A 20951-nucleotide genomic window follows, 5' to 3' on the forward strand; every position below is an offset into this window, starting at 1 on the left:
GCCCCTATATCTACAAGGTTCAAATGTCCCCGCCCCCCACACGTTCCTAATGAACGGCAACGAGTTCGGCCGGCTCTTCCGGCTGACCACCTACGGCGAGTCCCACGGGGAAGCGATGGGCTGTACGGTCTCGGGGGTCCCCGCGGGCGTGGAGCTCTCGGAGGAGGAGATACAGAAGGACCTCGACCGGCGCAAACCCGGCCAGTCGATGATTACGACTTCGCGGGGCGAACCGGACAAGGTGAAGCTCAACTCCGGCATCCAGGACGGCTACACCACGGGGACGCCAATCGGGATGGTCATCCAGAACAAGGACGCTCGCTCGGGCAAGTACGAGCCGTTCATCACGGCGCCCCGCCCGTCACACGGCGACTTCACCTACTCGGCGAAGTTCGGCACGCGCAACTGGGGCGGCGGCGGCCGCTCCTCGGCCCGCGAAACCGTCAACTGGGTCGCCGCCGGCGGCGTCGCCAAGCAGGTCCTCGAACAGTCCGACCACGACGTCACCATCAAGGCCCACGTCTGCCAAATCGGCGACGTAGTTGCCGACGACGTGACCTTCGAGGAGATGCTCGAACACAGCGAGGAGAACGAGGTCCGCTGTGCGGACCCCGACGCCGCCGAAGAGATGCGCGACCTCGCGGACAAGTACCAGAAGGAGGGCGACTCCATCGGCGGCGCCATCTACTTCGAGTGCCGCGGCGTCCCCCGCGGGCTGGGCGCGCCCCGCTTCGACTCGGTTCCGTCGCGGCTCGGCCAGGCGATGTACTCCATCCCCGCCGTCACGGACTTCGAACTGGGCATCGGCCGCGAGGCCCGCACCGCCACCGGGTCGGAGTACACCGAGGACTGGGAGTTCGGCGAGGACGGCACGCCGACCCCGGTCGGGAACGACCACGGCGGCCTCCAGGGCGGAATCACGACCGGCGACCCCATCTCCGGCGAGGTGACCTGGCACGCGCCTGTCTCCTTCCCCAAGACCCAGAAGACCGTCGACTGGGAGACCGGCGAACAGAAGGAGATAACGGTGACGGGCCGCCACGACCCCGTCCTGCCGCCCCGCGCCGTCCCGGTCGTCGAGGCGATGCTCTACTGCACCGTCCTCGACTTCATGCTGCTTGGCGGTCGCATCAACCCCGACAGACTCGACGGCCGGGCGGGCGAGTACGACACCGACTACCACCCGTCCAGCCCGCAGAACGACCCCGAGGACGCCGACACGCACGCGAAAACCGTCGACGAGGACTGACCGATGGACGCCAACCAGGAGTCGATGTCGAACCCCTTCGGCATGGACGAGCAGTGCCAGAACTGCCCTGAGCTCTGTGAGACCCGGGAGAACGTCGTCCACGGCTACGGCGACGTGGGCGCGGAGTTCATCGTCCTCGGTGACTCCCCCGCCGAAGGCGCTGACGAGTCGGGAATCCCCTTCACCGACGAGCGCGAGCGGGAACTGCTCGACATCCTCGATGCCGTCGACATGGTCGAGGACCCCGACGCCGACGAGCCGGAACTGAAGAACACCTTCCTGACCTACGTCACCCGCTGTCGCCACCCCGAGCGCCCGGCGACCGACGACGAGGTGGTCAACTGCGAGCCGTATCTCAACAGCGAGATACGGATGATAAATCCAGAGCTGCTGCTCCCGGTGGGCCAGCGCCCACTCGAAGAGCTTGCCTTCGAGTACACCACACTCAGCGAGGACGAACTCGACATCGAGGAGCGCCACGCGACGACAATCCGGGGCCGGGGCTTCGAGATTCTGCCGATGCTGCCGCCGACCGACCAGACGGACGAGGAACGGACCGCCTTCCTCGACCACTTCAGCGACGTACTCGGACAGGACTACCGCCAGACGAAGGGTCGGCGGGGTCGCTGACGACCGACGGCAGCGGTCAGTCCGTCGGGGTCGCTGACGACCGGCGGCAGCGGTCAGTCCGCCGGGGTCGCTGACTCCTCTCAGTCCGTGAGTTCGTCGGGAGCGGTGAGCACGTCGTACTCGCTGGCGGCCCGCAGCCGTTGTTGAGCGTCCTTGCGGTACCGGGTCGCCCGGTCTGCATCGCCCTTTTCGCTGGCGTAGGTGGCCCCGGAAAGCCACTCGACGGCCTGCCAGAGGCATGTCGCCTTCTTCCGTGCGCGCTCGCAGTCCTCGCGGACCGCCTCGCTGTCGGCCCGCGTCACCGCCGCGGTAAAGCGGTCGACGCTGTCCTCTAGCTCGCCGGCCGCGTCGTCGAACCCGCCGCGGGCCAGCGTCGTGTGGCCCGACTCGAACCGCTCCAACGCTTCGGTCGTCCGTCGGCGGCCCTCGACGTATGTCGCGTGGCCGACGCGGTACTCCCGCTTGGCGGCCGCGTCGCCGTGGGGCGACGCCACCTGTTCGCACTCCGAACAGACCACCGTCGGTCGGTCCCCGCCCGCGACTCGGAAGACGGTCCCACAGCCCTCACACCGGTATGTCTCGGTCTGTTGCATTCGTCCCCATCCCCTGCGTTACTATACACTGGGTTGACAGTATGTAAATAAGTGTTGCTAGCGCGTCCCAGAGTGAGCCGTGGTCGCGCCAGCCCGGCCGTCACCGCGGACTCCACTCCTCTCGGACCGCCTCGATAGCCGTCGCTTTCTCCCGGATTGCCGGGAACTCCCAGACGATGTCGGTCAGGGTCACGATACCCACCATATCGACCCCGTCCAGTACGGGGACCTTCTTGACGCCTTCGTCGGCCATCAGCCGGGCAACGGTCCCGACCGCGGTCGACGGCGTCGTGGTGACGGCCAGCCGGTTGGCCGCGTCCCGAACGTCGATGGCGGCGAGGGGACGACCCGTGTCCCGCGCGGCCCGCAGCGCGTCCGATTCGGTGAGGATGCCGAGCGGGTCCCCCTCCTCGACGACGATGACCGAGCCGACGCCCGCACCGAGCAATCTGTCGACGGCCTCGTCAAGCGTCGACTCGACGTCGACGGTGACCACCGCCGTCGACATGAGTTTGCGGACTTGCATACCGAAACATTGGTACGCAATCCCAAAGGTCGTCCGGCGAGTCCGGAACCGACTAACCGTCGTCGTCCCGAAGGGGACCTATGACCACCGTTGCTGTACTGGCGGACCCGCCCGTCGAAGGGCACGTTCTGCCGGAGCTAGCCGACGGACCGCTCGATGAATCGGAAGCGGCGGCGCTGTACATGGCGATGCTCGCCGACGTCTGTCGCGCCGTGGAGTCCAGCGGCGCCGAGTTGCTGGTGAACTACCGGCCCGAAGAACAGGCCCCCGACGGCGTCGACCCCGAGCAGGCGGTCCGTGAGCCACTCGACGAGGCGCTCCAGGCGCCCGACAACGCTCGCTACGAGGTTCAGGTCGGGTCGTCTCACGCGGCCCGCGTCGGCAACACCGTCACGCACCTGCTGGAGCGCGAGGACGTCAACACCGTGGCCTCGGTCGAACCCACGGCCGGCCTGTTGACCCGACAGCTCGTCGACAGCGCCGCGATGAAACTCCGCTCCGCCGGCGTCGTGCTCGGCCCGTCGACCGAGGGACGGGTCTACTACGCGGGGTTCGCCGAGCCCGTTGACTTCGAGGGCGCGTACGCGACCCCGGCCGTCCAGACGCTCACCGAGCGGGCCACAGACGCCGACCTCGGTGCGGACTTCCTCCCGTCGGCACCGGTCGTCGAGACGCCCGCGGACCTCCGGACCGTCGTCCCGCTGCTTCGCGCCCGCCACCGGGCCGAACGAGTCGTGCCGCCCCGGACGACCGCGCTGATACACGAGCTCGGGCTGCGCGTGACGGCCGACGACGAACTGGTCCGCGACTAACCGACAGGCCTTAGGGCAGACCCCTGTAACCACCGCCTGCGGTGGGGTGGCAGAGCGGCCTATTGCGCCTGCCTTGAAAGCAGGTATCCTCACGGATTCCTGGGTTCAAATCCCAGCCCCACCGTCTTGCTCCGAACACATTGGCGAGGAGCAGTGCGCGTACGCTGGCGGTTTGAAGCCGCCGAACCACATCTCCGTGAGTGTCAACAGCGGTGACTTATTCCACCCACCGGGAGGATTTATATAACTGGTCCGGCTGACAACATACAGATGCAGCCCACAGATTGGTCTCCAACAGAGCGCGGGCATCGTGTACTCGCCTTCGGTCTGGTCGTCCTCCTCCTCGGCTCCATGGCGTCCGTTGCGGCGGCTAACTCGGCCTTCGGCGTCCGGAAAGCGGAGGTGTCGGCGACGACTGCGACCGTCGGCGAGAACATCACAGTGACCGGCGAGGTAGTGAACGTCGGCGACCAGGGCGGCGGGTTCACGTTCGAGTTCAAGCGTAACGGAACCAGATACGGGACGAGATGGACTACCTTCGAGTCCCAACGAGTCCAGGGTATCGGGCCCGACGAACGCCGGACGGCCAACGCGACAATCCAGTTCGACGAGCCGGGGACCTACGCACTCAGGGTCAACGACAGGAAGGCTGGCGTCGTCACGGTGGTCGCCTCGCGGGCCCGCGTCGCGTCGGAAACCGACACGCAGCGCCGCCTCGACGTGAAGGCGAGTGGTGTCTCGGCGAGCGAATCGGTCGACCTGGATATCCCGCCGTCCAACCGTTCGGTCGCGCTGCAGCGCTGGTCGACGACGACCGGACAGTCGTCGTTCCAGCAGTATCTTACCGAGTACACGAACGCCTCCGAAACGCCGGAAAACGTATCGTGGCCGGCGCAGGCCACCCTGTTCGGTGTGGTCGACTTCGAGAGCGAGGACGGCTTCGAATCGTCGACCATGCGGATCGGCGTCAGCGACGCCGTGATTGCGAACTCGGCCCTTGCGCGCGACGAGGTGACGGTGTATGAGCGCGACGGCGCGGCCTGGGAGCCGCTGTCGACGAGTGTCGCGGCCGACGGCGCCAACCGGACGGTGTACGAGGCGACAGCGACGCGCGGCACGAGCTACGCAGTGGGCCGTATCGACCCGAGCATCTCCGTCGAGAACACGTCGTACGGGTCGTCGGTGCGGGGCAACAGCGCACAGCTGTCTGTCAACGTCCGGTTGCGAAACCACGGGGCCGTCGCGGGCACGTACCGCGGTGAGATGCGGGTCAACGGCGAGACGGTGAACACCACGACGGTGACGGTTCCGGCGAACGGGACCGCGGACGCCACTATCTCCCACAGCGTGACCGAGCCCGGTCAGTACCGGCTCGCGGTCAACGAGACCAGCGTCGGCTCCGTGTTCATCCCCTCCGAACAGTTCGACGACGCACAACAGACCGGCACGGCAGCGACGGGGGGCGGGCCGATAGTGGGCGGCGGTGACGACCCACTTCCGGACGCCGTCCCTGCGACCGTCCTGGGTGTCAACACGGTGTATCTCGTCGGCGGTCTCGTCATCGCGCTGGGCGCGTTCGTCGTCATCCTGCTCCTGTTGCGCGGGGGCGGCGACGGCGGGGGCGGTCGCCCGGACGACTTCGACCCCTGGTAGCCCCGGAGAGCAACCCTTTTTGTGCCAGTGTCCCGAGGACCGGATATGGAGTGGCCACACGACCCCGACGGTGAAGAGGGAAGCGAGGGCCGGCGCAAGTACGGACACGCCATCCTCGCGAAGAAGATAGACGAAGACGAGGACTTCCCGCTCTCTGCCGAGGAGTACGTCTCGGCGTACGGCGACCACCCCGTCCGAATCGACTACGAGACGGTCGTCAGCGTCGCGGACATCTTCGACCACGTCGACGAATCGGAGTTCGCGGACTTCCCCGAGTTCCACCGGGCGCTCGGCGAAGCGCTCCGCGAGGCGGACCTGTGGCCGTACCGGCTGCAACACGCCTGATACGGGACGCCGTCGCTCGCCTCCACGGGCGAAATCATCCGGCCAGTGACATCAGAGCCGAACGCTAGCGCTCCGTGCGACCCTGTTTCGATACATCAATACCGGTCGGGTCCTAAACGTCGGTAGTGACGAACACGCAGGTAACGCACATCCAGATCGACAACTACGGCCCGTGGACAGTGACGCCCGAGCCGCGCCGCGAAGTCGACCTCCAGACGCTGCAATCGCGGCTGTACGCCGACCTCGCGCAGCTGTTCGGCAACCGGGACGGCTACATCTTCTTCTCGCGGTTCGACAACATGATCGCCGTGAGCAACGGGCTCGACGAGGCCGACCACGCGCTCATCCAGGAGTCCATCGGGAACCGCTACCCCGTGACGATGAGCCTCTCGGTCGCGACGGGGACGACGCCGGTGTCGGCGCTCGGAACGGCCACCGAACAGCTCCAGGCGGCCGGTAGTGCACAGGACGAGGGTCGCCGTGAGGTCTTGCGCGGCCAGACCATCGAGGAGGAGTTCCGGACCGAGTCGGACGTCCAGCTGGCCCACTTCGACGTCGACGACGCGACGGAGAAGTACACCGACCAGCTCAACGAGTTCGACACGTTCATCCAGATAGAACAGGGCTACGCCGCGCTCATGAAGTACATGCGGGAGGCCCACGATTCGCTCTCCTTCTTCGTTGGCGGGGACAACGTCATCGCGGTGTGTCCCGACCTCGACGAGGCGGCCTACCGGGACGCCTGTACCCACGTCAGGGAGGCAGTCGACGTCGAGCTCAAGGTCGGCGTCGGTCGTGCGCGGGCGCCCGCCGATGCCGGCATGGACGCGAAACACGCGCTCGAAGAGTGCCGGGCCGAGGGAACGACAGTGGTGTTCAAAGAGTAGCATAGCCGAAGGAAGGGAAATTGCGACAGGCGGGCGTGGTGACCAGCGGGCCGCCGGCGACAGCGGGTCCCGTCAGCGGACACACGCCGTTGGTATTCGGTAGCACGCATCATAACCCTGTCGGAGGTAGCTTTTAGACGGCTTCGTGCCATACGTTCACGCATGCACGACCCGATATCCGTCCGGGAGGTGATGAACCGTGAGTACGTCGGTGCGAGCGCGTCGGACGGGCTCGTCGAGACGGCGGAGCTGTTGGTTCGCGAAGGCGAGGCGGTGGCGCTCGTCCTGCAAGGGACCGACACGGTCGCTGTCGTCACCCGGGCAGATATCCTCGGCTATCTCGTTTCGGAAGGGGACCCGGAGACCGCGACAGTCGAGGACGTGATGACGGAATCGTACCCGTCCGTCGGCCCGGAGGCGCGGTTGCCGGAGGCGCGTGACCGGATGGCGACCAACTCGACACAGTGGGTCGTCGTCGAGGACGGGGAACCGCTGGGGACGCTGACCGGACAGGACATCCTCTCGTCGGTCCGCCTGGAGAGCGAGGCTACCGAGCAACCGGAAGCGGTCGCCCAGGTGGCGACGCCCGAACAGGCGACCGCCGACGGTACCACGGCCACGGAGGACTCCTTCGAGGAGCAGGGCATCTGTTCGGCCTGTGGCACGCTCACCCGGTCGCTCGCGTCGCTGAACGGCCAGTTGCTCTGTGCGGACTGCCGGGACGTGTAGCCGACACAAGCGTTTTGCGACCGTGGTACGCATTCCCGCCGTGGACATCACGACCCCGTCGACGGAGCTGACCGACCGCCTCACCGAGATGTGGGTCGAACTCGCCAGGGACCAGCGGGACTACGGCTCGCATCTCCTGGGGCCCGAGAACCGGGCCGTCATCCGTGAGACCGTGGTCCAGCGCATCGTCTCGGACAACCTCCTCGTGGCCCGCCAAGACGATGCTGTCGTCGGTTTCGTCATGTTCAGCGTCGACCGCGGCCGGTACGACCAGGACGTGACGGCCGGGCTCGTCGAGAACATCTACGTCGTGCCGGCGGCGCGGCGGGACGGTGTCGGGAGCGCGCTCCTGCGGGCCGCCGAGGAACGGTTGGTCGACGGCGGCGCGACGGTGATACAGCTGGAGGCGATGGCCGAAAACGACGCGGCCCGACAGTTCTACGCCGCCCACGGGTACGCCCCCCACCGGCTGGAGCTCGAGAAGTCGACCGAAAACGACACGGCTTAAAACGTCCCCCCACAACGGTCGGACGCGCCAGGGGAGCTTGGGTGGTCCAAGCACTCGACTTGTAATCGAGAGTTCGTGGGTTCAAATCCCACCCCTGGCTCTGGTCCTTTTGCGCGGGCCTCTCGAATCGATTCCGAACGTTCGGTCGAACGGAACGGGTTCCAGTTTCATAGACAACCAAGCTATGCTGAGCGGTGGAGACGAGCTTACAGCGTGATATCGTTCCGGGACAGCAGCGGGACGACCAAAGGGGTCCGCCGTGCCAGTGGCCGCTTTCCGGCGTGAGCGAGTTGGGTGGAAACCGGGTCGGCGACTACGGGAGGGCGGCGCGTCTGGTGGGCTGTAAGGAGAACAGGTGGTGTGGATGTTCGGCGCTTTCACGGACAGACCAACCGCCGGAACCAATTCCTGAATCTTAACATTGTTACCCGGATAGACGTGTGTATGGCAAATGATACGCCGGCATACGAGTTCAAAGAACGGGACGTCTATATCCTCAGAGAGCTTGCCAAAAACTCTAGCATCTCCTCCCGGGAACTCGCCGAAATCCTCGAAGACGAGTACGGTATCGATGTCTCGTACGTCACCGTCAACGAGTCCATCCGGAACATGCGTGAGGCGGGCGTGTTCCGGGAGGCAATCGTTCCCAACGAGGAGTATTTCATATTCGAACTGTTCGAATTCAAGTTCAACCCCGAGTATTTCGCGGACGAGTGGCGCGAGACGATGGAGCACATCCGCGGCGACGAACACACACTCATGTACTTCCTGTCGGACGGCGAGTACCAGTGGAAGTCCATCATGCTATTTCCCACGCGCGAACACGGCGAGCGCTGGCTCCACGAGTTCTACAAGAACCACGGCAAGACAGTGCTGAACGTCCGAACAAGCGTGATGACGAACGTCCTGGAGTTCGGCGCCAGCCCCGAGCTCTTCGATTACCTCGACGGCGACGACGACTACCAGTTCTAGCCGCGCGGCGCTACTCCTCGACGGGCAGCGACCCGTACTCCGACTCGAAGCGCTCGACGAGCCGTCGCTTGTTGTATTTCCCGGTTGTCGTCTTCGGCACCTCGTCGATGAACTCGAAGCGGTCCGGGAGCCACCACTTCGGGAACTCCGCGAGCAAGTGGTCGCGGAGGCCCTCAGCGGTCACGTCGTCCGCTGCGACGACGTACGCCACCGGGCGTTCCTGCCACTTCTCGTGTGGGACGCCGATGACGGTGGCTTCCTCGATTCCATCGTGGCCGACGATCGCGTTCTCCAGTTCGATGCTGGAAATCCACTCGCCGCCGCTCTTGATGACGTCATCGAGCCTGTCGACCACGTCGATGTTGCCGTACTCGTCGATAGTGGCGACGTCGCCGCTCCGGAACCACCCGTCGCCCGTGAACGAGGCCTTTGTCGCGTCGGGCCGCTGGTAGTACTCGCCGGCGAGCCACGGGGCTCGCGCCTGCACTTCGCCGGGCGTCTCGCCGTCGTGGGGCACCGATTCGCCGGTCTCGTCGCGGAGCCGAACCTGGACGCCCGGCGCCGGGATGCCCGCTTTCATCCGGAGGCGGTCCCGTTCCTCTTCGGGCAGTTCCCGCATCTCCGTCGTCATCAGTGTGTTCGCGAGGTGGGGCGATGCCTCCGTCATCCCGTATCCCTGACCGATGGGCGCGTCGTAGACCTCCTCGAACTTCCGGATGAGCGACGCCGGCGGGGAGCTCCCGCCGATGAGCACGTCCTGTAGCGAGTCCAGCACGTCCGGGCCGAGGTCGGCGGATCCCTCGATGACGCGGTCGACCTCCAGCCAGACGGTCGGCACCGCGGCCGCGACGGTGACTGCCTCCTCCCGTATCAGCGGGATGAGTTCGTCCGGGTCGGTCCGCTGGCCCGGGAGCACGATTTTCGCGCCGGTGAACGTCGTCGTGTACGGGAGCCCCCAGCCGTTGACGTGGAACATCGGCACCACCGGCATTACGGTGTCGTTCTCGCTGACGCCGAACACGTCGACGTGGCTGTGCATCAGCGTGTGGAGAAACTGGCCACGATGCGTGTACTGGACGCCCTTCGGCAGGCCGGTAGTGCCGGACGTGTAACAGAGCGCGCTTTCGGTTTCCTCGTCGATAGCGGGCCAGTCGTAGTCGGTGTCGTAGCCGTCGATGAACGACTCGTAGTCGGTGACCGGCTCCAGCGACGTGTCCGGCACGTCGCTTCGGTCGCCGAGAATCACGTACTGCTCGACGGTGTCGAGCTCGTCAGCCACGGATTCGAGCACGCCCACGAACTGCGGGTCGACGAACATCAGTCGGTCCTGGGCCTCCTCGATGATCTCGACGAGGTGGTGTTCCGGCAGCCGGTGGTTCACCATGTGGATGCTGCGCGCGCTGCAGGACGGTCCGAAGTAGAGCTCGAAGTGCCGGTAGTGGTTGACCGCCATCACGCCCGACCGGTCGCCGTCCGCCATCCCGTAGTCGTCCAGCGCGTGTGCGAGCTGACTGATGCGCTCGTAGGCGTCGCCGTACGTGTAGCGGTGGGTGCTACCGTCGGGGAGCGCGGTGACGATCTCTTTGTGGTCGAAGAGGTCTCGGGCGCGTTCAAGGAACTTCGTTATCGTGAGGTCGTAGTCCATTGTCATGCTGTATCATCCCGCGGAGTGAATCGATAAAACACCCTGTTCTGGTCGGTCGGGCCGTCGATGTCCACGACCTGCAGCGTGACGGGGTCGCCGATAGCGAGGTCGTCGTAGTCGACGCCGTCGATGCGGGCGGACAACTGGATGTCGATGCCGTCCAGGTCGACGACGCCCGTGACGAACGGCGTGTCCATCCCGAGCGGGCCGCCGCCCCTGACGGCGGCGAACGCAAACAGTGTCCCTTCGTGGGGCAGCGAGACGTATTCGAGGTCGTCGCTCGTACACTCGGGACAGACGACCCGCGGCGGGAAGTGACGCTCGCCGCAGTCCCGACACGCCGTCGTCGACAGCGACCCGTCGCGGAGGCGGTCGTAGAACTCGTGAATCCGAGTGTTGTCGGCGTCCTGCAGGTCGTAGAAGTCGAGCAGACGCGGCATCTCGATGGTCTCGGGCACCGAGACCGTCGTCCGCGGCGGTTCGTCGTCGGTGTGGTCGGTGTCGTCGGTCATTGTGGGTCCCTCGCGAGCGTCATCACGCTGTGGACGCTGCCGCTGCCGCTGAGATTGTGGATGAGGCCGGTCTCCGGGCTGTCCGGCACCTGTCGGGCGGCGTCGACCTCGCCGGTGAACTGCTTGTACACTTCGAGCGCTTGCGAGACGCCGGTCGCACCCAGCGGGTGTCCACAGCCCAGGAGTCCGCCGCGGGGGTTGACGGCGATATCACCGTCGAGTTCGCTGCGCCCGTCTTCGATGAACTGACCGCCCTCGCCTTTCTCCACCCAGCCGAGGTCCTCGTACTCGATGATTTCGCTGATGGAGAAGCAGTCGTGAATCTCCGCGACGTCGAGCTCCTCGACCGGGTCGTCGATGCCCGCCTGCTCGTAGGCCTGCTCGGCGGCCTCCGTCGCCTGGGGCCACGCCGACAGCGACGGGAGGTTGTTGATGGAGTTGCTCGCCATGCAGGACTGCCCGCTGCCCGTGACGTACGCCGCGGTGTCAGTGAGCTCGCGGGCCTTCTCCTCGCTGACGAGCAGGAGGCCGGCGGCGCCGTCCGTGATGCCGCTGCAGTCCAGCAGGCACAGCGGCGGCGCGACCGGGTACGAGTCCAGCACGTCGTCGACGTCGACCTCCTGCTGGAACTGCGCGTACGGGTTGTTCGCGGCGTGGCGCTTGTTCTTCGCGCTCACCTTCGCGAGTTGTTCGCGGGTGGTGCCGTACTCGTGCATGTGGCGCTGGGCGAACATCGAGAAGAACGACGGCGCGTTCAGGCCGTTGACACCGTCGAACTCGCGGTCGAGCACGTTCGTCATGCCCGATTGGGTCTCCTCCATGTGGTCGTCGCCGAGGTTCATCTTCTCGACGCCGAGCACGAGCGCGACGTCTATCTGGCCGGCGGCGATGGCGAGCCACGCGTACCGCAGCGCAGCCTGACCGCTCGCACACGCCAGCTCCGTTCGGGATATCATCTTCGAGGCGTGGACGCCCAGGAGCTCGGCCGCGAGCGGCGCGACGTGGCTCTGGAAGGCGAACCGCTCGGGCTGGACCGCGCCGAGGAACAGCCCCTCGACGTCGTCCGGCCCGAGCCCGTCCACGTCGTCGAAGGTGGCCTTCCCGGCCTCCTGTGCGAGGTCCTTCCACGTCGCCTCGCGCTTGCCCCAGTCCGCGTGTCCGCCGCCGACGACCGCAGCGTTCCGGGTCATCACTCGAACTCCGGTTCGCGGTCGTCTCTGAACGCCGTCACGCCCTCGATCATGTCATCCGTGGTCGTGAGGAGGCCAAAGGCCTGGCTCTCGGAGTCGAGGCCGGCCTGCAGGCTGGCGTCCTGTCCGTCGTCGATGACGCGCTTTGCGACCTTCAGCGCCGTCTTCGGGCCGTTCGCGAGGTCGTCGACGAACTCCTCGACGACCTCGTCGAACTCCGCTTCGGGGACGGCGCGGTTGAGCAGCCCCCAGTCGGCGGCGCGCTCGGCGGAGAGCTGCTCGCCGCGGAAGACGAGCTCCTTCGCGCGGCCCTCGCCGACGATACGCGTGAGCCGCTGGGTGCCGCCGCCGCCCGGGATGAGCCCGAGATTGATTTCGGGCGCGCCCAGCGAGGAGTCGGCCGTCGCGAGCCGGAGGTCGCAGGCGAGCGCGATTTCGAAGCCCGCCCCCAGGCAGAAGCCGTCGATGCGCGCGAGCGTCGGACGCTCGAACTTGTCGATGGCCTGAATCGTCTCGTCGACGTCCATCAGCTCGGTCGGCTCAGAGGCCATGAACCCCGTGATGTCCGCACCGGAGCTGAACGCCTGCCCGGCGCCCGAGAACACCACGCAGGACACCTCGTCGGTGTCGGCGTTGTCGAGAGCCTCCTTCACCTCGCCGAACATCGTCTCGGAGAACGCGTTCAGCCGCTCCGGGCGGTCGAACTCGATTTCGAGGACGCCGCGTTCGGTGAGTTCCTTGTTGATGTACTGGTAGGGGCCGTCGCCGGTGTAGTCGTGGAAACCGCGGCCGGCGTCGACGCCCGTGTGGCCGTCCTCGACGAGCTCCACGAGGTACTCCGCGGGTGCGAACCGCTCCGAGCCCGTCTCCTCGTGGAGCGTGCGGAGCTTCTCGAGTACGGTGTCGAGACCGAGCTGGTCGCCGAGTCGGCAGGCGCCCTCGGGGAAACGCGCGCCGAGGCGGCTCCCGAGGTCGATGTCGTCCGGGGTCGCGACACCGCCGCCGACGAGCTTCGCGGCCTCGTTGACCATCCGCGCCTCGATGCGGAGCCAGTCGAACCCGTCGCCGTCGCCGGGCTCGTAGTTCGGGCCCTCGCCCTCCCAGTCGTAGAACCCCCGTCCGGTCTTCTTCCCGAGGTGGTCCGCGTCGACCTTCTCCGCGATGGCGGGCGGCGAGTCCAGGTCCGTGTCCTCCCGGAAGTGGTAGGCGATGTCGATGCCCGTGTAGTCCGCGAGCTCGAACGGCCCCATCGGGTAGCCCCGCTGGTAGACCATCGCCGCGTCGGCCCGCTGAATCGTGGTCTCGTCGCCCGAGAGCATCCACGCCGCCTCCTCGATGAACGGCAGCATGACGTTGTTCACGATGAAGCCGTGCACGTCGCGCTTGACGTCGATGGCGCGCTTGTCGAGGTCGTCGACGAACGCGTGGATGGCTTCGAGGGTCGCCTCGCTGGTCCGCTCGCCGTGGACGACCTCCACGAGGTCCATCTTCACGGGCGGGTTGAAGAAGTGCGCGCCGACGACCTGTTCGGGGCGGTCGGTCGCGGCCCCGATATCGGTGATGCTCAGGCCGGAGGTGTTCGACGCCAGAAGGGCGTGGTCGGGCGCGTGGTCGTCGACCTCCGCGAACGTCTCGCGCTTCAGACTGAGGTTCTCGGGAATCGCCTCGATGACGAGGTCCGCGTCGGCGACAGCGGCTTCGAGGTCCGTCTCGCCGGAGAGGCGGGCGCGTACGCCGTCGGCCGGCTCGTCGAGCTTGCCCTTCTCTTCGAGCTTCCCGAGGCTCCACTCTATCTGTTCGAGGCCGTCATCGACGAGCTCCTCGTTGATGTCCCGCAGTACCACGTCGTAGCTCGCAATGGCGGCGAGTTCAGCGATACCGTGACCCATGCTGCCGGCGCCGAGTACGGTCACATCTTCTATGTCGTTCGCTCCCATCGTGAAACACAAGGTAAGCCTATAACTTAAGCTATTGGTTACAATGTATGTCTAATGGTCGTTTTATCTTAACTGTAGAAGAATAGTCGGTGCCCACGACCGTCCCCATCCCTCCGGCGCGGTAACGGCCGATTGTCACTCGATGGGGAACTGTAGCTCGGCGGCCTGCTCGGTTTGGGGGTAGACGAGGCGCTGTTGGCCGTCCCACCACTGCGCGCTCGCGGCCGAGAGTTGGCCCTCCGCGGGCATCCCGTGCTCGTCGAAACTGAACTCCCCGATGACCGTACTGAACTCCGTCTCGTCGAGCGATGTCCGCACGCTCTCGGGGTCGGCGCTGCCGGCGGCGGCCAGGGCCTGCTCGGTGGTCTGTGCGAGGTTGTAGCCGACGCCGACCATCACGCGAGGCGTCTCGCCGTCGTTCCGGTCGGCGTACGTGCTCAGGAGCGCCTCGTTGCCGTTGCTGGTCATCCCGGGTGCCCAGCCCGGACACATGGTGACGTAGCTCCCCTGTTCGCCGAGCGCCGACCACCACGCCTGCGGGTCCGCGGCGCGCACGAACTCGATGAAATCGGGCATGTAGTCGGAGTTGTTCAGTTGGTTCATCGCGGTGATGCCGTCCGGCGGCTGTGGACACCCGACGAGCGCTTCGACCCCCGCGCTCTGGGTCTGTGAGATGAGCGTCGAGAAGTCCTCGTTGCCGGGGTTGTACGTCTCCCGCATCGCGATATCGTAGCCCGCGTCCGAGAGCTTCGTGTCCCAGGCCTCGGCCATCTCGGCGCCCCAGCCGGAGTTCTCCTCCCAGATACCGACCGCCTGCGGGCGGTCGTTTTCCGGAACCAGTTCCAGCATCCCGGTCGTCGCACGCGTGACGTCGCGCGTCTTCGGGAACGGCGTATACGTCCACTCTTTGTCCCCGGAGACGAGCGGCTCCTGATAGCAGGTGGCGACAGCGAGGAACGGCAGTCCGTTGTTCTCCGCGTACGCCGACCCCGACATGACGAGCGGACTGGAGAAACTCCCCCAGATCATGTCGACATCGTTGTTGCTAGTGAGCTGTTGGAGCTGCTGGCGGAGCGTTGTCGGGTCGCTTTCGTCGTCCTTGACGAGGAGTTCGACCTCTTGGTCGACGGTGTCGCCCTCGTTGAGCGCCTCCACGCCGAGCTCGTAGCCGGTGAGCATCTCCTTGCCGACCGGGGCCAGCCGTCCGGTCTCCGGGACCGCGGCCGCGATAGTGACCGTGTCGGAGCTGTCACTACCGTTGAAAGCGATGCAGCCCGCCAGACTACTCAGGCCAGTCGCGCCCGCTGTGCCGGCAATTTTCAGGAACGACCGGCGACCGCGTTCACTGTCAGGTGTACCCATGCATCACACCTCGACGCACATATTGTTAAATATTTCCCTCAATATAGGTTTGTGCGTGAGACGTAATTAGACAATTCGTATTTATTGTTCATCAGTCGTCGGGCGTGGTGTCCCCGCCAGGCCCACCCGCTAACTCCCATGTCGTGGAGTCGGCGGGGTTACGGCGCCAGCGCACGGGTCGCCGCGGAGGGACCGAATCCGTTCGAGTTGACAAACCACGGCGACCGGATTTGCATAGGTCCAGCACCGAAAGAAAAACGCCAAGCGGTGTGGTTCGGATTCCGTCTCGTCGATTCCGGGCGGCTCGCCGGTCAGGCCTCCCTGCGCCCCGGCCCTAGGCCTCTGTGTCGAGCGCTTCCGCCTCGACGTTCGAGAGCCGCATCGCGTTGCCGGTGACGGCCGTCGTCATCCCGGCGTCCCCGGCGAGGACGGCCAGCCAGATGGGGACGTAGCCGAAGGGGACCGCGAGGGCCAGGGCCGCCTTCACGCCGAGGCTGGCCCAGACGTTCTGCCGGATGACGCCGTTGGCCCGGCCGGAGAGGTCGTACAGGTAGGGGAGCTTCGAGAGGTCGTCCGAGAGCAGGGCGACGTCGGCCGTCTCCAGAGCCGTATCGGTGCCGGCCGCGCCCATGGCCACCCCGACGGTCGCTGTGGCCAGCGCCGGCGCGTCGTTGATGCCGTCCCCGACCATGGCGACCCCGCCGTCGGACTCGCCGTCGAGTCGCTCGACGTGGGCCACCTTCTCGTCGGGCAACAGCTCGGCCGCGTAGTCGTCGACGCCCACCTGTTCGGCGATGGCGCTGGCGGTCCGTTCGTTGTCGCCGGTGAGCATCACTGTCCTCTCGATGCCCAACGCTTTGAGCCGGGAGACCGCCGCCCGTGCCTCCGGTCGAACCTCGTCGGCTACGGCGATGACGCCCTCCAGTTCGTCCTCGGTCCCGACCAACACGACCGTCTTCCCCTCGGACTGGAGCTCGGGGACCGTCCCGTCGAGCAGGTCCAGGCAGTTGTTGCGCTCACAGAGCTGCTGGGCGGTCTCGGTGACGAGGCCGCCGTCGGTCGTCGCGTGGACGTGCGAGAGGTCGAAGTCCAGCTCCTCGAACAGGCCGGGCTTGCCGGCGAAATGCGGGACGCCGCCGATGGTCGCCCGGACGCCCTTGCCCGTGATGCTCTCGAAGGCCTCGACCTCGCGGTCGCTGCCGTCGCCGGCCTCGGCGACGATGGCCTCGCCGATGGGGTGTTCGCTGCGGGCCTCTAGCCCGCGGGCACAGCGGAGGACCTCGCTCTCGCTGTTGCCGTTCAGGGGGATGACGTCGGTGACGGTGAGTTCCCCCTTCGTGAGCGTCCCGGTCTTGTCGAAGGCGACGGTGTCGACGGCGCCCATCGCTTCGAGGTGGTTCCCGCCCTTGATGAGGACGCCGTTCTTCGCGGCGCTCGTGATACCCGAGACCACCGAGACGGGCGTCGAGATGACGAAGGCACAGGGACAGGCGAGCACCAGCAGCGTCAGCCCGTAGACGACCGCTGTCGAGACGGTCGTCCCGAGAACGACCGGGCTGGCGACCGTCACGAGGACGGCGAACGCGACGACGACGGGCGTGTAGTACGCCGAGAAGCGCTCGACGAACTGCTCGCGCTCGGTCTTGTTCGACTGGGCGTCCTCGACCAGCTCGACGATGCGCGAGAGCGTGTTGTCGCCCGCCGTCGAGGTGACCTGCACCTCCAGGTAGCCGCCCTCGTTGATGGTCCCGGCGTACACCGCCTCGCCGACGGTCTTGTCCACGGGGACGCTCTCGCCGGTGATGGGCGCCTGGTTGACGGCGCTCTCCCCGTCGATGACGTCGCCGTCCAGCGGAATCTTCTCGCCGGGGCGGACGACGACGCGCTCGCCGACGTCCACGTCCTCGACCGGAACCGTCACCTCTCGGCCGTCACGTCGGACCGTCGCCTCCGCCGGCGAGAGGTCCATCAGCTCCTCCAGGGAGTTCCGGGCCCGGTCCATCGAGTACCGCTCCAGCAGTTCGGCGATGCTGAAGAGGACCGCAAGCGTCGCCGCCTCGAAGTACAGCGCTTCCCCGAAGGCGAGACTCGCCGTCAGGGCCCCGAGGATGGCGATGGACATCAGCAGGTCGATGTCCAGGTTCAGGTTCCGCGCCGAGTAGTAGCCGTTCCGGAGGATGGCCTGGCCGCCGACGGCGACGGCGACGAGAAAGAGCAGGTCCGCGACGTGGAGCCCGCTGCCCAGGACCGTCCCGACTTGCGCGTTCGCGCCGGGAAACAGGAACTCAAGCCCCAGCCCGACCACCAGCACGACACCGCTGGCCCAGGTTTTCAGCGCCCGGGGGCTGGTCCAGAGGTCGTCGTCGGTCCCCGCGTCGGTGGCGGCCGTCGCCGCCACCTCGTACCCCGCGCGCTCGATAGCGGCGACGATGGACTCGTCCGTCGGCTCGGGCCCGGACCTCGTGAGGACGACCGTCCCCGTCGTGGGCTGTGTCTCGTAGCTGTCCAGCCCATCGACCTTCGACAGGGCGGACTCGACCTTGCCGGCACAGGAGGCACAGTCCATATCGGGCACCGAGAGCCGGAGCGTCCTCGATTGCCCCTCGACTGCGTACCCCGCCGAGCGAATCCGGTCGGCGATTTCCGCCTCCGTGGTCGCGTCCCTGTCGTGGGTGACGGAGACCGTTCCGGTCGTCACCTGGGGGTCGATGGCCTCGACGCCCGCCAACGTCCCGACGCTGCTCTCGACCTTGCTCGCACAGGAGGCACAGTCCATCTCGGGGACGGAAAACTGACTGGTGGCGCGTCCGTCCGACGGCGAATCGCCCCCGTCGTCGTCGTCTGAATCCGGTCCCTCTCTGGTCATTGTCGGCGCTAGGCGACGCGATATTATTAAACTAGCTGTTAGAAGTCGGGCTTTTAGCAGCACAAATTATTAAAATGTGTGGACTATTTTAACAACTTTTTCACGAGGGCCCGGCTGGTGCACCGCCAAAGACCAGTTTCCGAATTCCATATATTGGTAGCGACAGTTAGTAACGCGATTCATCATCTGAAAACGTTCATACGGGGCTGTCGACGAGCGCGACCGAAGCCCCGAGACGCCCTGGGACTCCGAGAACTCCGGCCGGACGTACATGTGGCCGGTGAACGAACACGACGACTTCTGAGCCGGTCCGCCCGGCACGCATCAAAGCGGGGAAGTACGCACGACACTGACGGGTGGTATGCGCCGCCGCACGTGGGTCACAGCGCTCGGGGCCGCAGGCCTCGGCGCTCTCGCGGGCTGTGCGGAGTCAGCCGACGAGACGCCCGAGGCGTTCGAGGTATCGAGCCCCGAGTTGGCGGCCGACGGGTCGCTCCCGAATCGGTTCACCTGCTACGGTGCCGGCGACTCCCCGCCGTTCGTCATCGACCGTGTCCCGACTCCGACCGAGGGGCTCGCCGTGGTCGCGGAACTCGATAGCGGGGGTATCACCGACCCGGTCTTCTGGACGCTCTGGAACGTCCCGGCGGACACCGAGCGGATTCCCGCGGACCTCCCGCGGACGCCGACGCTCCCGTCGCTCGGTGACGCGAGACAGGGCCGCCCCGAAGGCGGCGATGCCGGCTACGAACCGCCGTGTCCGGAGCTCGGCCAATCCTACACCGTCAGGTTCCAGGTGTACGCGCTGGGGGCACGACTCGACGCCGAGGCCGGGACCGACCACGACACTGCTACCGAGGCCATCGGCGACGCCGTGCTGGCGAGCCGACGGTTCACCGCCGACTTCGAGCGAACGCCGACGCCCTGACCGGGCCGGCTCGATGTCGACGTGGCCTTATACACCTGCAGCACGTACCTGGGGTATGAGCGAACAGGCCGACAGCGTACCTGAAAACGACGACGAATGGCGCGAGCTGCTCACGGACGAGGAGTACCGCATCCTCCGCGAGGCCGGGACCGAACCCCGCTTCAGTAGCGACCTCATGGACGTCAAAGACGACGGCGTCTTCACCTGTGCCGGGTGCGGGACCGCGCTGTTCGACAGCGAGGAGAAGTTCGACTCCGGCACCGGCTGGCCCAGCTTCTGGGACGTCTACGACGAGGGCACCGTCGAGACCCGGGTCGACGAGAGCCACGGGATGCGCCGGACGGAGGTCGTCTGTGCCAACTGCGAGGGACACCTCGGACACGTCTTCGACGACGGCCCCGAGCCGACCGGCAAGCGCTACTGCATCAACGGCGCGGCGCTGGAGTTCGAGAGCGAGGATTAGGCGTAGCTCCGCTCGACGAACTCCAGGATGCGGTCGGACTCGGCCATCGTGACGCCGCGGTCCTCGTCGACCAGCACCGGGACCGCCCGCTGGCCGGAGACGCGCTTGACCTCGTCGCGCTCCGAGTGGAGCGGCTCCACCCATATGCTGTCGTAGTCGACGCCCAGTTCGTCCAGCCTGTCTGCTACCTTCTCGCAGTACGGACAGCCGTCGAGCTGGTAGAGTGTGCGACCCATAGGGGGCCGTAGGGGCGCCGGTCCCAAAGGCGGTTCGCTCCAGACCGTTCTACTCGTACAGCCAGGAGCCGTCTATCTTGTCCCACTCAACGAGTTCGTCCTCGTCGAAGAAGAGGTCGATTTCGCGCTCGTTTGCGCCCTCGTCCTCGTGGTCGGAGCCGTGGATGACGTTCCGCCCGAGGTCCATCCCGTAGTCGCCCCGAATCGTGCCGGGTTCGGCCTCCTTCGGGTCGGTCGCGCCCATCATCCGCCGGACCTGCCGGGTCGCGTCCTGGCCTTCGAGCACCATCGCGAAGACCGGGCCGGAGGTGATGAAGTCCACAAGCCCCTCGAAGAAGGGCTTGTCCTCGTGTTCGCCGTAGTGCTGTTCGGCTAGCTCTCGGTCCATCTGCATCAGCTTCGCGCCGACGACTTTCAGGCCGCGGCCCTCGAACCGGTCGAGGATGTCGCTGATAAGGCCGCGCTGGACGCCGTCGGGTTTCACCATCACGAAGGTACGTTCTGTCTCTGTCATCGGAATACGAAAATCGTTGAGCCGCTGTCGGTCTTACGCCTGTGCTTCTTCGGCTTCGTCGTCAGCGTCGTCGTCGGCCTCGGACGCTTCCTCGCTGTCGTCAGCAGCTTCGGCTTCGGCGTCTTCCGCGTCGGCCTCGGCGGCTTCCGCTTCGGCGTCCGCCTGGGCCTGCGCTTCGGCGTCTGCCTGCTCCGCCGCCGCGTCCTGCGCGGCGGTCGTCGCGCGACCGGCGTCGGTCCAGCCGAGGTTCCGGGCCTCGCGGCCCAGGTCGGCGTTGTTCTCGCACTTCGAGGAACAGAAGTGCGTGGTCGAGCCGTCGTTGTGGACGAGCATCGTGCCCGTGCCGGGCTCGATGTCCGCGCCACAGTAGTCACAGTCTCGGGTTCGGGGCATC

At 66.5% G+C, this 20951-nt stretch carries 22 protein-coding genes and 2 tRNA genes; 13 read left to right on the forward strand and 11 right to left on the reverse strand.

Annotated features, from left to right (window positions below; translation table 11 throughout):
* Nucleotides 1–49 precede the first annotated feature (49 nt).
* Both aroC and NJQ98_RS08720 read left to right on the forward strand, forming a co-directional pair.
* Nucleotides 50–1249: a chorismate synthase gene (gene aroC, locus NJQ98_RS08715; protein ID WP_262177885.1), complete on the forward strand. Its 1200-nt coding sequence runs from the start codon at nt 50–52 to the stop codon at nt 1247–1249.
* A gap of 3 nt (nt 1250–1252) precedes the next feature.
* Nucleotides 1253–1879, forward strand: a complete 627-nt coding sequence (locus NJQ98_RS08720) for a uracil-DNA glycosylase (protein WP_262177886.1) — start codon at nt 1253–1255, stop codon at nt 1877–1879.
* Nucleotides 1880–1959: 80 nt separating this feature from the next.
* On the opposite strand, the gene NJQ98_RS08725 is transcribed toward NJQ98_RS08720, so the two are convergent.
* Together NJQ98_RS08725 and NJQ98_RS08730 are read right to left on the reverse strand one after the other, a co-directional pair.
* Nucleotides 1960–2472, reverse strand: coding sequence for a hypothetical protein (locus NJQ98_RS08725; protein ID WP_262177887.1), 513 nt, complete (start codon nt 2470–2472; stop codon nt 1960–1962).
* Between the two features lie 100 nt (nt 2473–2572).
* A complete protein-coding gene (locus NJQ98_RS08730) occupies nt 2573–2998 on the reverse strand; it encodes a CBS domain-containing protein (protein ID WP_262177888.1) in 426 nt (141 codons plus the stop codon).
* An 80-nt stretch (nt 2999–3078) separates the two neighbouring features.
* Here NJQ98_RS08730 and NJQ98_RS08735 point away from each other — a divergent pair, with 80 nt between their 5' ends.
* The 9 genes from NJQ98_RS08735 (at nt 3079) to NJQ98_RS08775 (ending at nt 8904) form a co-directional block, all read left to right on the forward strand.
* Nucleotides 3079–3810: a hypothetical protein gene (locus NJQ98_RS08735; protein ID WP_262177889.1), complete on the forward strand. Its 732-nt coding sequence runs from the start codon at nt 3079–3081 to the stop codon at nt 3808–3810.
* A gap of 40 nt (nt 3811–3850) precedes the next feature.
* Nucleotides 3851–3934, forward strand: a tRNA-Ser gene (locus NJQ98_RS08740).
* Between the two features lie 146 nt (nt 3935–4080).
* On the forward strand, nt 4081–5463 hold the full coding sequence (locus tag NJQ98_RS08745; RefSeq protein WP_262177890.1) for a hypothetical protein: 1383 nt from the start codon (nt 4081–4083) through the stop codon (nt 5461–5463).
* 45 nt (nt 5464–5508) lie between these two features.
* Nucleotides 5509–5808 (forward strand): DUF5785 family protein, encoded by a 300-nt coding sequence (locus tag NJQ98_RS08750; protein WP_262177891.1) that lies wholly within the window; start codon nt 5509–5511, stop codon nt 5806–5808.
* 125 nt (nt 5809–5933) lie between these two features.
* Nucleotides 5934–6695 (forward strand): GTP cyclohydrolase III, encoded by a 762-nt coding sequence (locus NJQ98_RS08755; protein WP_262177892.1) that lies wholly within the window; start codon nt 5934–5936, stop codon nt 6693–6695.
* Between the two features lie 162 nt (nt 6696–6857).
* Entirely contained in the window at nt 6858–7424 is a 567-nt protein-coding gene (locus tag NJQ98_RS08760; protein WP_262177893.1) for a CBS domain-containing protein, read from the forward strand.
* Nucleotides 7425–7464: 40 nt separating this feature from the next.
* Nucleotides 7465–7932: a GNAT family N-acetyltransferase gene (locus NJQ98_RS08765; RefSeq protein WP_262177894.1), complete on the forward strand. Its 468-nt coding sequence runs from the start codon at nt 7465–7467 to the stop codon at nt 7930–7932.
* A gap of 26 nt (nt 7933–7958) precedes the next feature.
* A tRNA-Thr gene (locus NJQ98_RS08770) sits at nt 7959–8032 on the forward strand.
* Nucleotides 8033–8376: 344 nt separating this feature from the next.
* Entirely contained in the window at nt 8377–8904 is a 528-nt protein-coding gene (locus NJQ98_RS08775) for a winged helix-turn-helix domain-containing protein (protein ID WP_262177895.1), read from the forward strand.
* A 10-nt stretch (nt 8905–8914) separates the two neighbouring features.
* Here the strand turns inward: NJQ98_RS08775 and NJQ98_RS08780 are convergent, their stop codons facing one another.
* The 6 genes from NJQ98_RS08780 to NJQ98_RS08805 all read right to left on the reverse strand — a co-directional run bounded on the left by NJQ98_RS08780 (nt 8915) and on the right by NJQ98_RS08805 (nt 18416).
* The gene (locus NJQ98_RS08780; RefSeq protein ID WP_348533572.1) at nt 8915–10549 is read right to left on the reverse strand and encodes a long-chain fatty acid--CoA ligase; all 1635 of its coding nucleotides are present in this window, start codon (nt 10547–10549) and stop codon (nt 8915–8917) included.
* 2 nt (nt 10550–10551) lie between these two features.
* On the reverse strand, nt 10552–11061 hold the full coding sequence (locus NJQ98_RS08785) for a Zn-ribbon domain-containing OB-fold protein (RefSeq protein ID WP_262177897.1): 510 nt from the start codon (nt 11059–11061) through the stop codon (nt 10552–10554).
* Entirely contained in the window at nt 11058–12251 is a 1194-nt protein-coding gene (locus tag NJQ98_RS08790) for a thiolase C-terminal domain-containing protein (RefSeq protein WP_262177898.1), read from the reverse strand. Before NJQ98_RS08790 ends, NJQ98_RS08785 begins: the two co-directional genes overlap by 4 nt.
* A complete protein-coding gene (locus NJQ98_RS08795; RefSeq protein ID WP_262177899.1) occupies nt 12251–14188 on the reverse strand; it encodes a 3-hydroxyacyl-CoA dehydrogenase/enoyl-CoA hydratase family protein in 1938 nt (645 codons plus the stop codon). Before NJQ98_RS08795 ends, NJQ98_RS08790 begins: the two co-directional genes overlap by 1 nt.
* A gap of 135 nt (nt 14189–14323) precedes the next feature.
* Nucleotides 14324–15550, reverse strand: a complete 1227-nt coding sequence (locus NJQ98_RS08800) for an ABC transporter substrate-binding protein (RefSeq protein WP_262177900.1) — start codon at nt 15548–15550, stop codon at nt 14324–14326.
* A 334-nt stretch (nt 15551–15884) separates the two neighbouring features.
* Nucleotides 15885–18416, reverse strand: coding sequence for a heavy metal translocating P-type ATPase (locus NJQ98_RS08805; RefSeq protein ID WP_262177901.1), 2532 nt, complete (start codon nt 18414–18416; stop codon nt 15885–15887).
* Nucleotides 18417–18777: 361 nt separating this feature from the next.
* Here NJQ98_RS08805 and NJQ98_RS08810 point away from each other — a divergent pair, with 361 nt between their 5' ends.
* Both NJQ98_RS08810 and msrB read left to right on the forward strand, forming a co-directional pair.
* Nucleotides 18778–19344, forward strand: a complete 567-nt coding sequence (locus NJQ98_RS08810) for a YbhB/YbcL family Raf kinase inhibitor-like protein (RefSeq protein ID WP_262177902.1) — start codon at nt 18778–18780, stop codon at nt 19342–19344.
* Nucleotides 19345–19399: 55 nt separating this feature from the next.
* Nucleotides 19400–19807 carry a peptide-methionine (R)-S-oxide reductase MsrB gene (gene msrB / locus NJQ98_RS08815; protein WP_262177903.1) on the forward strand — a complete coding sequence of 136 codons (408 nt, stop codon included), beginning with the start codon at nt 19400–19402 and terminating at the stop codon, nt 19805–19807.
* Here the strand turns inward: msrB and NJQ98_RS08820 are convergent.
* From NJQ98_RS08820 to NJQ98_RS08830, 3 genes are read right to left on the reverse strand one after another with little or no spacing between them, the layout of a single operon-like run.
* The gene (locus tag NJQ98_RS08820; protein ID WP_262177904.1) at nt 19804–20043 is read right to left on the reverse strand and encodes a glutaredoxin family protein; all 240 of its coding nucleotides are present in this window, start codon (nt 20041–20043) and stop codon (nt 19804–19806) included. The genes msrB and NJQ98_RS08820 overlap by 4 nt on opposite strands.
* Nucleotides 20044–20092: 49 nt before the next feature.
* Nucleotides 20093–20557, reverse strand: a complete 465-nt coding sequence (gene ndk, locus NJQ98_RS08825; RefSeq protein WP_262177905.1) for a nucleoside-diphosphate kinase — start codon at nt 20555–20557, stop codon at nt 20093–20095.
* Nucleotides 20558–20590: 33 nt separating this feature from the next.
* On the reverse strand, nt 20591–20950 hold the full coding sequence (locus tag NJQ98_RS08830) for a 50S ribosomal protein L24e (RefSeq protein ID WP_262177906.1): 360 nt from the start codon (nt 20948–20950) through the stop codon (nt 20591–20593).
* Between the last annotated feature and the right edge of the window lies 1 nt (nt 20951).

The organism is Haloarcula laminariae, assembly GCF_025457605.1.
Classification (GTDB): domain Archaea; phylum Halobacteriota; class Halobacteria; order Halobacteriales; family Haloarculaceae; genus Haloarcula; species Haloarcula laminariae.

Bases quoted from the DNA above. Each gene is read 5' to 3' on its own strand.
- aroC (WP_262177885.1), top strand. From the start codon at position 50: ATGAACGGCAACGAGTTCGGCCGGCTCTTCCGGCTGACCACCTACGGC.
- NJQ98_RS08720 (WP_262177886.1), top strand. From the start codon at position 1,253: ATGGACGCCAACCAGGAGTCGATGTCGAACCCCTTCGGCATGGACGAG.
- NJQ98_RS08725 (WP_262177887.1), bottom strand. From the start codon at position 2,472: ATGCAACAGACCGAGACATACCGGTGTGAGGGCTGTGGGACCGTCTTC.
- NJQ98_RS08730 (WP_262177888.1), bottom strand. From the start codon at position 2,998: ATGCAAGTCCGCAAACTCATGTCGACGGCGGTGGTCACCGTCGACGTC.
- NJQ98_RS08735 (WP_262177889.1), top strand. From the start codon at position 3,079: ATGACCACCGTTGCTGTACTGGCGGACCCGCCCGTCGAAGGGCACGTT.
- NJQ98_RS08745 (WP_262177890.1), top strand. From the start codon at position 4,081: ATGCAGCCCACAGATTGGTCTCCAACAGAGCGCGGGCATCGTGTACTC.
- NJQ98_RS08750 (WP_262177891.1), top strand. From the start codon at position 5,509: ATGGAGTGGCCACACGACCCCGACGGTGAAGAGGGAAGCGAGGGCCGG.
- NJQ98_RS08760 (WP_262177893.1), top strand. From the start codon at position 6,858: ATGCACGACCCGATATCCGTCCGGGAGGTGATGAACCGTGAGTACGTC.
- NJQ98_RS08775 (WP_262177895.1), top strand. From the start codon at position 8,377: ATGGCAAATGATACGCCGGCATACGAGTTCAAAGAACGGGACGTCTAT.
- NJQ98_RS08780 (WP_348533572.1), bottom strand. From the start codon at position 10,549: ATGGACTACGACCTCACGATAACGAAGTTCCTTGAACGCGCCCGAGAC.
- NJQ98_RS08785 (WP_262177897.1), bottom strand. From the start codon at position 11,061: ATGACCGACGACACCGACCACACCGACGACGAACCGCCGCGGACGACG.
- NJQ98_RS08790 (WP_262177898.1), bottom strand. From the start codon at position 12,251: ATGACCCGGAACGCTGCGGTCGTCGGCGGCGGACACGCGGACTGGGGC.
- NJQ98_RS08795 (WP_262177899.1), bottom strand. From the start codon at position 14,188: ATGGGAGCGAACGACATAGAAGATGTGACCGTACTCGGCGCCGGCAGC.
- NJQ98_RS08800 (WP_262177900.1), bottom strand. From the start codon at position 15,550: ATGGGTACACCTGACAGTGAACGCGGTCGCCGGTCGTTCCTGAAAATT.
- NJQ98_RS08805 (WP_262177901.1), bottom strand. From the start codon at position 18,416: ATGACCAGAGAGGGACCGGATTCAGACGACGACGACGGGGGCGATTCG.
- NJQ98_RS08810 (WP_262177902.1), top strand. From the start codon at position 18,778: ATGCGCCGCCGCACGTGGGTCACAGCGCTCGGGGCCGCAGGCCTCGGC.
- msrB (WP_262177903.1), top strand. From the start codon at position 19,400: ATGAGCGAACAGGCCGACAGCGTACCTGAAAACGACGACGAATGGCGC.
- NJQ98_RS08820 (WP_262177904.1), bottom strand. From the start codon at position 20,043: ATGGGTCGCACACTCTACCAGCTCGACGGCTGTCCGTACTGCGAGAAG.
- ndk (WP_262177905.1), bottom strand. From the start codon at position 20,557: ATGACAGAGACAGAACGTACCTTCGTGATGGTGAAACCCGACGGCGTC.
- NJQ98_RS08830 (WP_262177906.1), bottom strand. From the start codon at position 20,950: ATGCCCCGAACCCGAGACTGTGACTACTGTGGCGCGGACATCGAGCCC.